Raw genomic sequence first — 12161 nt, 5'->3', positions numbered from 1 at the left:
ATCTTCAGCGCGGGAGAATAGACCGCCGGGAGCCGATGCGATGCAGATGGCCGCGATCTCTGCCCTGATGCTGGGGTTTTGCCTCACCTTGCCCGCCTCGGCGCGCCCGCTCGAACGCGAGCTGCCACCAAAACAGGCCGCTTGCTGGGAGCGAGACTACGACGAAAGCCATCTCAAGGCGCATCCGGGGCAGCTTGTGGCGAGCATCCGGCTGGTTCACCTGCCCGATGCCGTGCCGCCGGAGCCGGGCGGCAGCTATGTCCAGTTTTACATCAACCTGCGCCGGCGCAATGCGGCGACAGGCTATGATTATCAGCTCGGCGGCTTCTGCCGGCCGAATGGCAAGGGCCTGCGCTGTCAGCCGGAATGGGAGGCCGGGTCCTGGCGCATCGACGCCGGCCCCGGCGGCACGCTCGACGTCAGGAGCGACGGCATCGTCGCCAACCCCAACCCCTATGATGCCGAGGAAATCGCGGACAAGGCCGTCAAGATCCCGAGCAAGCCCGACGACATGCTCTGGCGACTCTCGCCCGCGAAAGGGCCTTGCGAGTTGCAGTGACGACGGTCGGGTTCAGACCTGCTGGCTGGACAGCTTGATCAAGCGCTCCAGAGCCGCGTCGAGGAAGCCGCTGGTGCGGGGGTCGGTGATCTCGCCATCTTCGCCGAAGGCTTTGTCGGCGCCGCCGACCGCAACCATCTCGGGGATCAGCAGCGCGCCGAAACCGAGCTCCAGCACGGTGCGCAGCTGCGTCAGACCGCGATAGCTGCCCAGAGCGCCCGGCGAGGCTCCGCCGAGCGCCACGACCTTGCCGGCCAGCCCGGTCGCAGGCGCTCCGGGCTTGGCGACGCTCGCCCAGTCCAGCGCATTCTTCAGCGCCGGCGCATAGCCCGCATTGTACTCCGGGCTGGCGATGAACAGGCCGGCATGAGCGTCGATCTGCGCACGCAGGTCATGGGCCGGCTGCGGCGCATGGCCGAAGCCCGTCGCATCGACCAGCGGCAAGGGGTAGTCGGCGAGCGAGATCAGCGTGACCTGCGCTCCCGCCGCGGTGAGCTTCTTTGCCGCCAGGGCCGCGAGCTTCGCATTGAGCGAGCCGGGGCGCGACGAGCCGGAGAAAACCAGAATTTTGGGTGCGGACATGACGGCCTCGGTCGGATCAGGACGGTCGGGAGCGACTGGCATGAAGGCTATGCCGTTGCACCCGCGACGCCAAGGCTGCCGAGCGCGATGTCACGATTGCGCGGATGCAATGAAGCGCCCGATTATGTCCGAGCAATCAGGGCGTCGGGAAGGCCGCCTCGCAAACCCTATGTCCCATGCCCCATGTCCCATGCCCTGTGTCGCAAGCCCTATGTCGCCTGGCGATAGACCCAGACGCGGGCGGGCGGGATATTGCGCAAGACCCAATCCGAGGCGAAGGCCTTCAGCCCGGAGCCCTTGCGGGGCACGGGTGAGATCACCGAATAGGTGAACTGGATCAGGGGTGCGCCCTCGACCAGCAAGGCGAAGGCGTCCTTGGCGAGCGCGCTGCGCATCGCCGGCGGGCGATTGAACAGGGGCAGGCTGGAGACGACGGCGATCGCCTTCTCCTGGAGGTGGCCTGCCAGCGTCGTCGAAAGCGCATAGGCGTCGCCCTCCACCACGGTCGCGCGGGGAAAGCGCTGGCGCAGCAGCGCACAGAATTCCGGGCTGTATTCGACCAGGATGAGCCGTTCCTCGCTGATGCCGCGTTCGATCAGCGCCTCGGTCACCGGCCCGGTACCGGGGCCGATCTCGATCACCGGCCCGGGAATGGCGGGGTCGACGAAGGACGCCATGCGTCGCGCCAGGAACGGGCTGGACGGCGTCACGGAGCCGGTACGGCCGGGATCGTCGATCCACGACTTGATGAAGCGAGCTTCGTCGCTCAGCTTCGATTTGGCCTCGCCGGCAACCCTGGAAACATGGGTCCTGAACTTCTCGGCTTTCTGGCGGACCTCGCCTTCGACCTTGTAGCGGACCGCGGCGACCCTCAAGCGCGCCTCGGCCATGCTGTCGACGAGGTCGGCAGCGGTCACGCGCACCTCATCCTCGATGCGCACGGCCATGCTCGACTGGCCTAGCCTTGCAGCCAGAGAGCCGGTGCGCGGACGACGATGGTGGAGAGTTTGAGACATTTGACCCCTGATGCTGACGCAACATGCGGCAACCATGACGAAATAATGACGTTACCTGCCCGACATATAGGGTTCAAGAGCCTTGAGGGCACGAAGATCTGCCGCTTGCTGAGGCAGGCGGCGCCTTCAGATCAGCGGTCTCGGCTCGCGTTCCTGTTCGAAAAGCGAGGCCATGCGAGCGGTCAGGCGCGGATTGAGCAAGGTCAATCGCCCGCCTGAGATCGCGAAAAGGCCGGCCCGGCGCAGCTTCGCCCATGTCTTGCTGGTGTGGACGAGCGATAATCCGAGCGCGTCGGCGAGTTGCTGCTGCGAGAGTGGAAACCGGAAGCTGTTCTCGCTCACCAGGCCAAGCGCGTCGGCGCGACGATGGAGCGAGATCAGCAGCGCTGCGATGCGCTCGGCAGCATTGCGCTGGCCGACAGAGGTCAGGTTCTCGTCGAGCAGGCTCTCATCGCGCGAGCCGAGCCAGGCGATCTCATAAGACAGGCTCGGCATCCGCACGAACAGATCCCAGAGCCGCTTGCGTGGAAAGGCGCAGAGCTCGACCTCGGTCAGGGCTTCGATGCCGTGCTGGGCGGCGCTCAGCAGGGACGCCTGCAAGCCGACGAGGTCTCCCGGCAGCAGGATGTTCAGGATCTGGCGCCGGCCGTCGGGCAGGGATTTGTAGCGGAACGCCCAGCCGGAGAAGAGCGTGTAGAGCGCCGCGTCCTCCTGTCCGGGTCGGATGATGTCGGCGCCGGCTGGCAGCAGGCGATGCTCTGTCTTCATCGCCTGGATGAAGCGCACCTCATCGTCGGTCTTGTCCTTGAAGGCCGGCTTGAGCCGGAGCGGACAGGCCAGGCAGGGCACGCCGATGCGGCTCTGATTCGCGCTTGTCGCCATCCTGTCGATTGATCCGCTCTTGCAATGGCTGCCGGCATGCGCGTCTGGCCGGAGAGGATAACCCGGCATCCTGTCACTTGTTCCCGTCTTGCACGTGTTTCTCGCACGCATTCTTGTCTTGTGCGGCGCAGCATGCGTGGAGCGGCAAGGGAACTTGCGCCGCGGCAGGACGTTCTCGATCAGCGTCCGTCATGGTGCCGTGACGATTCTGGAGTGGCCGCTGCATGTCCGACACGCTGAGTGTCCCGAAACGCTCGCGTATGAGCCGCTTCTTCGCGACGGCACTGAAATTCTGGATGGGCAAAACCCGGCTGCGTGCCTGGGGGCTGACGATCGTCGTGCTTGTCTTCGTCGCGGCACAGATCGCGACCGCCGTCGGAATCAATGCCTGGAATCGGCTGTTCTTCGACGCTCTCGAAAAGCGCGATGTCGCGGCGGTCTGGGGCACGATCGGCTGGTTGCCGCTGCTTATCGCGGTCTCGGCATTGACGCTGTCGGCGCTGGTGATCAGCCGCATGCTGCTGCAGATGCGCTGGCGTGAAGATCTGACGCGCCGCATCGCCGGCTGGTGGATCGCCGACCAGCGCTATTACCGGATGCAGTTCACCGCCAAGGAGCAGAGCGCGCCGGAATATCGTATCGCGGAGGATGTCCGCCTCGCCGTCGAACCGCTCGTCGAATTCGCGATCGGTCTGATCAGCGCGGCCGTCACCGCTGCGACCTTCGCCGCCATCCTCTGGCATGTCGCAGGTTCGGCCCGCTTCGTGCTCGGCGGTGTGGAGATCGTGATCCCGAGCTATATGGCGATCGCGGCGATCCTTTATGCGATCATCGCCTCGTTCGCCGCCTATGTTGCCGGTCGGCCGCTGGTCGGCCGCATCTCGGCGAAGAACGAAGCGGAGGCGCAGTTTCGCGCCGAGATGACAAGGCTGCGCGAGAACGCCGAGAGCATTGCGCTGATCCGCGGCGATGCCGATGAACGGACCTCCGTCGGCGAGAATTACGGCCGCGTCGTCGCGGCCTGGCTGGGCGTCATCCGCCAGCAAGGCGTCATCGCGCTGGTGCTCAACACCAATGGCGCGCTGTTTCCGATCGTGCCGCTGCTGCTGATCGCGCCGAAATATCTTTCGGGCGAGGTCACGCTGGGTGCCGTGATGCAGGTCGTCGCGGCCTTCAGCGCCGTGCAAGCGGCCCTGATCTGGTTCGTCGACAATTTCGTGCGGCTGGCCGAGTGGTTCGCCTCGGTGGCCCGCGTCGACGAGCTCCAGGAGGCGCTGGAGGCGCTCGATGTCGGCACGATCATGGAAGGCGAAACCCAGATCAGCCTCGGTGAGAGCGAAGATGGCGCGATCCATATCGAGAATCTCTCGATCGCCCACAGCAATGGCCGCGTGGTCATCGCCGATGCCTCGGTGGTGATCGAATTGGGCGAGAAGGTGCTGATCGTCGGCGAAAGCGGCTCCGGCAAGAGCACGCTGATCCGCGCCTTGGCGGGGTTGTGGCCCTGGGGTTCGGGACGGATTGAGGTGCCGCGTGGCAAGTCGATCGCCTTCGTGCCGCAGAAGCCCTATCTGCCGATGGGCAGCTTCCGCACCGTGCTGCTCTATCCGCAAGCGGATGCGCCGATCCCAGATGATGTCGTCATCGCTGCCATGAAGCGCTGCGGGCTGGCTTATCTCGCCAAGCGCCTCGATGACGAGGATCGATGGGATCAGATCCTCTCCGGCGGCGAGCGTCAGCGCGTCGCCTTCACCCGCCTCCTCATCCAGAAGCCCGACATCGTCATCATGGACGAGGCGACTTCGGCGCTGGACGAGGATAGCCAGAATACGCTGTTGGGTCTGTTCGAGGGCGAGCTTGCCCATGCGACGGTGATCAGCGTCGGCCATCGGATCGGTCTCGAGGAGTTCCATGACCGCAAGATCACGCTGGAGAAGCGCCTCGTCGGCGCTCATTTGAGCTCGCGGCGACTGGGTAAATCACTCTGGCGGCTGTTCCGCAGCCGTGGCTCCGCCAATGACGACGCGGCTTGAGGAGAGGCGGTTCACGTCGACGTGATCGCCGGTCCGCGCCCCGATCGTGCCGAAATGGAACTGTGAGGCGATCCTTGCGTTAACTCCTGCATAAACCGGCTGATGGTGGCTGGTTGTGGCGTTGGGAGAGACAGATGTTGAATGACAGCCTTGCCCCCATCAAACGCGCTGGCCTGTTCTTCGGCTTCATGGGCGTGGCCGTCGCCAGCCTGACATTCGGCGCGGATTGGCAGCGCCCCGACGACCAGAGCTCGAGCACGGTCGCGCAGGCCAAGACTGAGCGCCATGAGCCGACCGATACCCGCTTCGCTTCCGTGGATTCCGGCCAGAAGGTCGTCGATCGCACCAAGCGCGCCATCGCCACCTCGCAGCAGGCCATGGCGGAGAGTGGTCCAAGGGTGATCATCCGCTGATTTGATTTATTTTCGCGGGGGCGGAACCGTTTCCGGGGTCGCGCGTTGACGACCCAGCGCTCCCTCGCGCGATGCACTTCGAGCCGCCTCCGGGCGGCTCGTTTTTGTTCGTCGCGGATGCTGTCGCAGAAGCGGCCAGGGGGATACGATGTATCTACGCATCCGTCACGCCACCACCTATCGCTATGCCGCTCCGGTGCAATTCGGGCCGCATCGGCTGATGCTGCGCCCGCGCGATTCCTTCGATCTGCGGGTGGTCGATACCGCGCTGTCGATCGCTCCGCGGGCGCGGTTGCGCTGGATGCACGATGCTTATGGCAATTCGGTCGCGGTCGCGAATTTCGACGCGCCGGCCAATACGCTCGACATCGTCAGCGAGCTGGTGATCCAGCGCTTTGGTTCGGCCCTGCTGCGCACCGAGATCGAGAATCCCGCAGCCGTGACCGGCGTCGTCTACAGCGAAGCGGAGCGCGCCGTGCTCCAGCCCTATCTCGATCTCGCTGCAGCCGACCCTGACGGCCTGCTCGACCAATGGCTGGCGGATTTTCGCGCCCGCATCGGCCATGGTTCCGGGCATCTGCTGCGCGATCTCGCCCATGCGATCTATACCGGGCTGAGTTATGCGGTGCGCTTCGACGAAGGCACCCAGCATCCCGCCGATACGCTGCGGGGGCTGGCCGGCTCCTGCCGCGATTATGCCTGGCTCTTCATCGAGCTCGCCCGGCGCATGGGCTTCGCCTCGCGTTTCGTGACGGGCTATATTCACGACCGCTCGCCCGACGCGGCCGGGCTGGTCTCCAGCATCGGCCTGACCCATGCCTGGGCCGATGTCTTCATCCCCGGCGATGGCTGGGTGGAGTTCGACCCGACCAATGATCTTGTCGCTGACAGGCAACTTCTGCGCGTCGCCGTCGCGCGCGTGCCCGAGGATGCCTCGCCGGTCTCCGGCAGTTTCACCGGGGGGACGGGCTCGTTTCTCGGGCTGAGCGTCGGCGTCAATATCGAGCCGATCGACAAGCCGGCCTGATGGCGCGGCGCTCCCTAGAGCATTTTCGAGCGAAGTGGACACCGGTTCGCGTGAAGAAAATGCGATAAAACAAGGATGTAGAGCGTTTTCGAGTGACGTGGGTACCGGCTCGCGTGAAGAAAACGCGTCAGGCGGAATGGGCGACCCTCCAGGCGCCAAGCCGCGACCCTTCCGGTGCGCCTGCCTGAACCGCCTCGATCTGGGTGACGAGGCCGGCGAAGAGCTTGGGCGGCTCGCTATGTGCGATCTCGCGATCGGCCTCGATGGCGATCTCGATCATCCCGTCGTCGATGTCGGAGACGGAGATCTGAATGCTGACGCCCGGCGTGCTGCGCAGCGCGCGCGACATCACATCGACGATCAGGAACCCGAGCGGGATGATCCGGTCGACCGAGAGCGAGGCGCGCGTCTCGACGGTGCTGGTGACCCATTGGTCGCGGCGGCGCAGCAGGTTCGAGATCATCGTCACTACATCGTCGACGAAGAGGTCGACGCGCACGGGCTGCATCTCGCCATCGGCGAGCGTGAAGCGATAGGCGGCCGAGAGCACGTGAACGCGGCATTCGGCGTCGGCCAAAGCCATCCGCGCCTCGCCGCGGTAATCGCGCTTGGTCAGACCGATATAGCTCTGCACCACCTGCAGGCTGTTCTTCACGCGGTGATGCAGTTCGCGAACGAGGAAACGGTTGTCGTCGAGCGCCGTCTGCAGCTTGCGCTGCCTGACCTCCTGCTCCTCGACCATGATGTTGAAAGCTTCCGCGACGCTGCGGATGTCGCTTGGCATGTCGTCGGCGATCACCGCGCGTGCCGTCGTCAGGGTCGAGCGTGTCCTGGCTGCCGCCTCGATGCCGCGCAGCCAGCGCACGCAATGCTTGTCGATCGCGCGCAGATAGACCACGCAGAGCAGAGCCAGCGTCATCAGCGGCGCCAGTAGCAGCACCAGAAACTGTGTCCGGGCCGCCCGCCCCGGCGCATCGTCGAAGCTGGCGACGATGTAGAAATCAGGGTCGGCGACGGTGTGGGTGGCGTAGACGCGCAAGACCTCGGCGCGGCTCTGCGTCTGCCAGGGCTCCTTCGCCGGTAACGCCAGGTCTCGCGACGCCAGGTCTTGCGCCGGCAGCCATGAAGTGTCGTCCGGCTTCGCGGCACCGCGCGAAACGATGATGTCACCGTCGCGGCCGGCCAGGGCGACCACGAGTCCAGGCTCGCCGTCGCCGAGGTCGAAGACCTGGTCCAGCAACTCCGGATCGACCAGCAGCAAGCCTTCCCGCATCGGGCTGCCGGCATCGTCGCTTCGCGCATAGACGGCGAGATAGCGCTTGCCACCCAGCGTCACATGGTCGTAGCGCGCCTGGGCGAGCTCCGCCCCGGCCCAGATCTGAACCGGGGGTTTTGCCTGCAACGATGCCGTTGCCGCGGCGAGATCGGCGGCGTTGACCTCGGGATCGAGCGAGAAGGCGCAGGCGCCGCCGCTCTGCGGCAGGATATGGATGGCGCGATAGCCGGCGACCCGAGCGAGCGTCTGGCCGCCGACTTTGCCGCAATCGCTGCTGTCGCGAGGGTTCAGGGCCAATGCGGAACCGCCGGCGAGCAGCGACCGCAAGGCGCCGCGATACCAGACGCGAGTGCGCACGGCGTAGTCCTCGGCCGTGCGCATCTGGGACGCGCGGATCGCGGCGGTGACGGTCTGGTAGGTGGTGACGGCGGTGATCGCGGTCAGGCAGGCGATTGGCAGCGCTATGCCGATCAGCAGCGCGAGCAGGCGCCCTCTGACGGTCTTGAAGCGCGCCAGCCGCATTAGAGGCCGACGATTTCGGAACCGGCCCTTTGAATGGCGGCCGCGCTCTTGCGGTCTGGCCCGAGATCGTCAAGGCCGCCGATCGAAAGCAGCTCGGCCAGCTTCGTCCGGGCGCGGTTGACCCGGCTCTTGATCGTGCCGATGGCGACGCCGCAGATCTCGGCGGTTTCCTCATAGGACAGCCCGGTCGCGCCAACCATGATCAGCACTTCGCGCTGTTCCTCGGGCAGCTTGGCGAGCGCTTTGCGGAAATCGGCCAGGTCGAGATGGCTTTCCTGGTTGCCATGCGTCGCCATGCGCTCAGCATAGGTGCCCTCGCTGTCCTGCACCTCCCGCCCGCGCTTGCGGTAGAGCGAATAATAGGTATTGCGCAGGATCGTGAAGAGCCAGGCGCGCAGGCTCGTGCCGGGCTCGAATTTCTCCGAATTGCCCCAGGCCTTGAGCAGCGTGTCCTGCACGAGATCGTCGGCGAGCTGCATCGAGCCGGAAAGCGAGGCCGCGAAGGCGCGCAGATTCGGGATCTCCTTGATCAGCCCGTCTTTGAAATCAGAGGCGCTCATTCGGACATGTTCCCCGAAGCGGCGCGGGCTTCCTGAGCTTCGAGCTGGGCGAGCAGCACCAGGAATTTGTCGGGCACCGGCGCGTTGACGATATCGTCGTAATGCGCCTTCAGAGACCGCCCGATCGATTCCTGCACTCTGGGATCGAGGATCAGTTCGACCTCGTCATTGTCACCCCCGCCGGATTCCGCCATCGAGACGCTCGCGTTGTTCATGTCAGCCCTCGCAACGAAAGCAAGCCTGCTTTTCCAGCTGGTCCCGCGCTTGATCATGCCGACCCGCCCAAGCCGGCACTTATACGGCCAGATAACAGGCTTTAGCGGAAAAGGTTCCACGAAGAACAAAAAATAAATTGCTTGTCAGAAAGCCACCGCAGGTGCTCATTTTCGGCCTGTTATCAAGGGATCTTTGCATGTCGATTGCGAAAGAAATTGCGCCGCACCTGCCTTATCTGCGCCGGTTCGCCCGGGCGCTGAGCGGGACGCAGGCGAGCGGAGACGCCTATGTCGTCGCGATGCTTGAAGCACTCGTCGACGATCCCTCTTCGTTCCCGCGCGGGTTCGATCCCAGGCTCGGCCTCTACCATACGTTTTTGAAGCTGTGGTCCTCGGTCAGCCTCAACGCCACGGGCGCGCGCTCCGCCGAGACCGATCGGCCCTCGGCCGAGCGCAATCTCGAAGCGCTGACGCCGCGGCCGCGCCAGGCCTTCCTGCTACGCACCGTCGAAGGTTTCTCGATCGAGGAGGTCGCCACGATCATGGATATTTCAGCGTCCGACGCTGCCGGCCTCATCCAAGCGGCCGGTCAGGAGATCGCCGAGCAGGTCGCGACCGATGTGCTGATCATCGAGGACGAGCCGATCATCGCACTCGACATCGAGACCATGGTGGAGGAACTCGGCCATACCGTGACCGGTGTCGCCCGCACGCATCGTGAGGCGATCGCCCTCGTCGCCAAGAAGCGCCCCGGCCTTGTCCTGGCCGACATCCAGCTCGCCGATGGCAGCTCCGGCCTCGACGCCGTCAACGAGATCCTCTCCTCGATTGATGTGCCGGTGATCTTCATCACCGCCTATCCAGAGCGTCTGCTGACCGGTGACCGGCCGGAACCGGCCTTTCTGATCACCAAGCCGTTCCAGCCCGAGGCGGTGAAGGCTGCGATCAGCCAGGCTCTGTTCTTCGATCGCCGGGCCGGCCGCAAGGCAGCTTGATCCTGCTCTAACCTATTGATGAGAGCCGGCGGTATTTCCATGCCGCCGGCTTTTTTCGTCGTTCGGGACTGTCGGCTTAGGTCGACCGGGGAAGCATGGGTGGACCGATCAGGGCGCATGAACGAGGCAGGAACCAGTGGGTCGCTCCGGCGTTACGCGCAATGGCAGGCCGGACCAAACCGGTCGCCTTTCGGGAGGTCTTGGTCCATGGCGACGACGTTTGTTGCGGCCCTGATCACGGGCGGTTCGATGGCGGTGGTTCTGTTTGGTGGCGTCGTGGCCGCAGGCGCGCTGACGGCGGAAGCCCTGTCGCTCGCCTTGGCTGCTACCACGGTCCTGGCCGTGCTTAGCGCTGCTGCCCTCGACAGCTGAATCCTCACATCACAGCGCTGCCCAACCTGTCCGGGATAGGCGTGTCATCCGGGGCGGTGCGGACATATCCGTCGCTAGATCACGTCGCATTCGGACGGTTCCGTCCGAATGCTCTAAACACCGGGAATCCAGGATGCGAACTGCCAGCCGCTGGTTTCAAGCGGGAATGGGCGAGGGGGAGGCAATGTCGCAAGCGGGGTGGCGGTCCTGCCTTTCGGCTTCGCCGCGCCGCACCGCAATGATCTCCAGAGCCGTCCTGGTGTCATGGCCCTGTGCGATCAGCTCTTCCAGTTCCCAGAACGGCGGTGCGTGCACCGCGCCTCGCCAGGCTAGTCCCTTGCGAGCTAGCCCCATGCAAGCCAGTCCCTTGGCAGACGCATCGTCCTGGAGGAAGCTGATGAGCATGTGGGTTTTCCGTCTCGAAGCTGAGTATAACGCAACACCTCCAACCAGGTTCCGTTTAATGAGGAACTGTGGAGCGTTTGCGGCGTTTCAGCGTCATTCGATCGTGAGGAGTTTCAATATGGCTGCCCCGCTTCCCCGGTTTCAAACTGTTGCGATCCTTGCTGCCGCGGCTGCGGGCCTGCTCGCATTCCAGGCTCCGGCCTTCGCCCAGTCAGGTCCGCCGGCGGGGCGCCTCAACTGCAGCGTCGGCGCGGGGCTGGGTCTGGTGGTGACATCGCAACGCCCGATGGAGTGTCGCTTCACGCCGCGCCGCGGTCCGGGGCAGCGCTATATCGGCGTCGTCAGGAACTTCGGCCTCGATCTCGGCACGATCCGCAGCAACACGATGTCCTGGCGGGTCTACGGTCCTTATGCTCGGGCCCCGCTGGGCGCGCTTGCCGGCCGCTATGGCGGCGCGACGGTGGGCGGCTCCGCAGGGACGGGAGGCTCCGGCAATCTGCTCGTCGGCGGCAATAACGGCGATGTCACCCTGCAGCCGCTTTCGCTTCAGGGCGCGCGCGGGATCAACGTGGCGATCGGCGTGACCGGGTTCGAGCTGACGCTGGCGAAGTCCAGACGCCGCTGAGGTCGCAAATAACTGACGCCTCTGAAGGTTTGCTACGATTCGCTAACCTTATCGCTGCAAATTGAGTCGCATTTGACGATTTCCCAACATGTTTGGAGGAAGCTGTCGGAACATCGCAAGCATTCTGACGTTCTCTCGGCATGTTACGACAAGAGAGCAGAGGAAGGGAGGCTGGATTGATGTCCGATATCCGCATCCTGATCGTCGAAGACGACCCGTTCATCGCAATGGACATCGAAGCAGCCGTGGCAGAACAATTTGGTGACAGCGCCGAGTTGATCATCGTCGAATCGGTTGCCGGTGCGCGCTTGGCGGCCGCGTCGCACCTGTCCTGCGCCCTGCTCGATATCGATGTCGTCGGCGGCAAGACCTTCGATGTCGCGACCAGCCTGCTCCAGAGCGGCACGCCCTTCGCGTTCGTCTCGGGCTCACTCCCCAACGATGTGCCCACATCGCTGCGTGACGTGCGCTTCCTGCGCAAGCCCTTTTCCACGCGCGAGATCGCGAGCTTTGTGTCGAGCGCGATCAAGCTGGACTAACAGCCGGCGGCTCTCATCAAGGAGTTAGAGCAGGATCAACGCGAAAAACCGGTTCCCACTTTTTCGCATCCTGCTCCAGAGCGTTTTCGAGCGAAGTGGATGCCGGTTCGCGTGAAGAAAACGCGTCAAAACAATGCTCT

15 protein-coding genes are annotated in these 12161 nt (G+C 64.6%); 8 read left to right on the top strand and 7 right to left on the bottom strand.

Annotated features, from left to right (window positions below; all coding sequences use genetic code 11):
- Nucleotides 1-46 precede the first annotated feature (46 nt).
- Nucleotides 47-559, top strand: a complete 513-nt coding sequence (locus RMR04_RS29560; protein ID WP_311912074.1) for a hypothetical protein — start codon at nt 47-49, stop codon at nt 557-559.
- Between the two features lie 12 nt (nt 560-571).
- Here RMR04_RS29560 and RMR04_RS29555 read toward each other — a convergent pair whose 3' ends face one another.
- From RMR04_RS29555 to RMR04_RS29545, 3 genes are all read right to left on the bottom strand, one after another.
- Complete coding sequence (locus RMR04_RS29555) at nt 572-1141, bottom strand: NADPH-dependent FMN reductase (protein ID WP_311912073.1); 570 nt, start codon at nt 1139-1141, stop codon at nt 572-574.
- Nucleotides 1142-1350: 209 nt separating this feature from the next.
- Nucleotides 1351-2088, bottom strand: a complete 738-nt coding sequence (locus tag RMR04_RS29550) for a class I SAM-dependent methyltransferase (RefSeq protein ID WP_311912072.1) — start codon at nt 2086-2088, stop codon at nt 1351-1353.
- Between the two features lie 195 nt (nt 2089-2283).
- Complete coding sequence (locus RMR04_RS29545) at nt 2284-3039, bottom strand: Crp/Fnr family transcriptional regulator (protein WP_311912071.1); 756 nt, start codon at nt 3037-3039, stop codon at nt 2284-2286.
- 224 nt (nt 3040-3263) lie between these two features.
- Here RMR04_RS29545 and RMR04_RS29540 point away from each other — a divergent pair, with 224 nt between their 5' ends.
- The 3 genes from RMR04_RS29540 to RMR04_RS29530 all read left to right on the top strand — a co-directional run bounded on the left by RMR04_RS29540 (nt 3264) and on the right by RMR04_RS29530 (nt 6512).
- Nucleotides 3264-5072 (top strand): ABC transporter ATP-binding protein/permease, encoded by a 1809-nt coding sequence (locus RMR04_RS29540; RefSeq protein ID WP_311912070.1) that lies wholly within the window; start codon nt 3264-3266, stop codon nt 5070-5072.
- Nucleotides 5073-5206: 134 nt separating this feature from the next.
- On the top strand, nt 5207-5485 hold the full coding sequence (locus tag RMR04_RS29535) for a hypothetical protein (protein ID WP_311912069.1): 279 nt from the start codon (nt 5207-5209) through the stop codon (nt 5483-5485).
- Nucleotides 5486-5633: 148 nt separating this feature from the next.
- Complete coding sequence (locus tag RMR04_RS29530; RefSeq protein WP_311912068.1) at nt 5634-6512, top strand: transglutaminase family protein; 879 nt, start codon at nt 5634-5636, stop codon at nt 6510-6512.
- Nucleotides 6513-6639: 127 nt separating this feature from the next.
- Here RMR04_RS29530 and RMR04_RS29525 read toward each other — a convergent pair whose 3' ends face one another.
- The 3 genes from RMR04_RS29525 to RMR04_RS29515 are packed head-to-tail and all read right to left on the bottom strand — an operon-like array spanning nt 6640 to nt 9085.
- The gene (locus tag RMR04_RS29525; RefSeq protein WP_311912067.1) at nt 6640-8310 is read right to left on the bottom strand and encodes a sensor histidine kinase; all 1671 of its coding nucleotides are present in this window, start codon (nt 8308-8310) and stop codon (nt 6640-6642) included.
- Nucleotides 8310-8870, bottom strand: a complete 561-nt coding sequence (locus RMR04_RS29520) for a sigma-70 family RNA polymerase sigma factor (RefSeq protein WP_311912066.1) — start codon at nt 8868-8870, stop codon at nt 8310-8312. Before RMR04_RS29520 ends, RMR04_RS29525 begins: the two co-directional genes overlap by 1 nt.
- Complete coding sequence (locus RMR04_RS29515) at nt 8867-9085, bottom strand: NepR family anti-sigma factor (protein WP_311912065.1); 219 nt, start codon at nt 9083-9085, stop codon at nt 8867-8869. Before RMR04_RS29515 ends, RMR04_RS29520 begins: the two co-directional genes overlap by 4 nt.
- Nucleotides 9086-9282: 197 nt before the next feature.
- Here RMR04_RS29515 and RMR04_RS29510 point away from each other — a divergent pair, with 197 nt between their 5' ends.
- Complete coding sequence (locus RMR04_RS29510; protein WP_311912064.1) at nt 9283-10080, top strand: response regulator; 798 nt, start codon at nt 9283-9285, stop codon at nt 10078-10080.
- Between the two features lie 207 nt (nt 10081-10287).
- On the top strand, nt 10288-10452 hold the full coding sequence (locus RMR04_RS29505; protein ID WP_311912063.1) for a hypothetical protein: 165 nt from the start codon (nt 10288-10290) through the stop codon (nt 10450-10452).
- Between the two features lie 156 nt (nt 10453-10608).
- Here the strand turns inward: RMR04_RS29505 and RMR04_RS29500 are convergent, their stop codons facing one another.
- A complete protein-coding gene (locus RMR04_RS29500) occupies nt 10609-10857 on the bottom strand; it encodes a hypothetical protein (protein WP_311912062.1) in 249 nt (82 codons plus the stop codon).
- Nucleotides 10858-10975: 118 nt separating this feature from the next.
- Between RMR04_RS29500 and RMR04_RS29495 the strand changes: the two genes are divergently transcribed.
- Nucleotides 10976-11482, top strand: a complete 507-nt coding sequence (locus tag RMR04_RS29495; protein WP_311912061.1) for a DUF992 domain-containing protein — start codon at nt 10976-10978, stop codon at nt 11480-11482.
- A 179-nt stretch (nt 11483-11661) separates the two neighbouring features.
- Nucleotides 11662-12021, top strand: a complete 360-nt coding sequence (locus RMR04_RS29490) for a response regulator (RefSeq protein WP_311912060.1) — start codon at nt 11662-11664, stop codon at nt 12019-12021.
- Nucleotides 12022-12161: the final 140 nt, after the last annotated feature.

Origin of the sequence: Bosea sp. 685, from assembly GCF_031884435.1 — a bacterium.
GTDB lineage: Bacteria > Pseudomonadota > Alphaproteobacteria > Rhizobiales > Beijerinckiaceae > Allobosea.
Note: the sequence above shows the minus strand (reverse complement) of the source record. Positions and strands in the feature narration are given on the sequence as shown.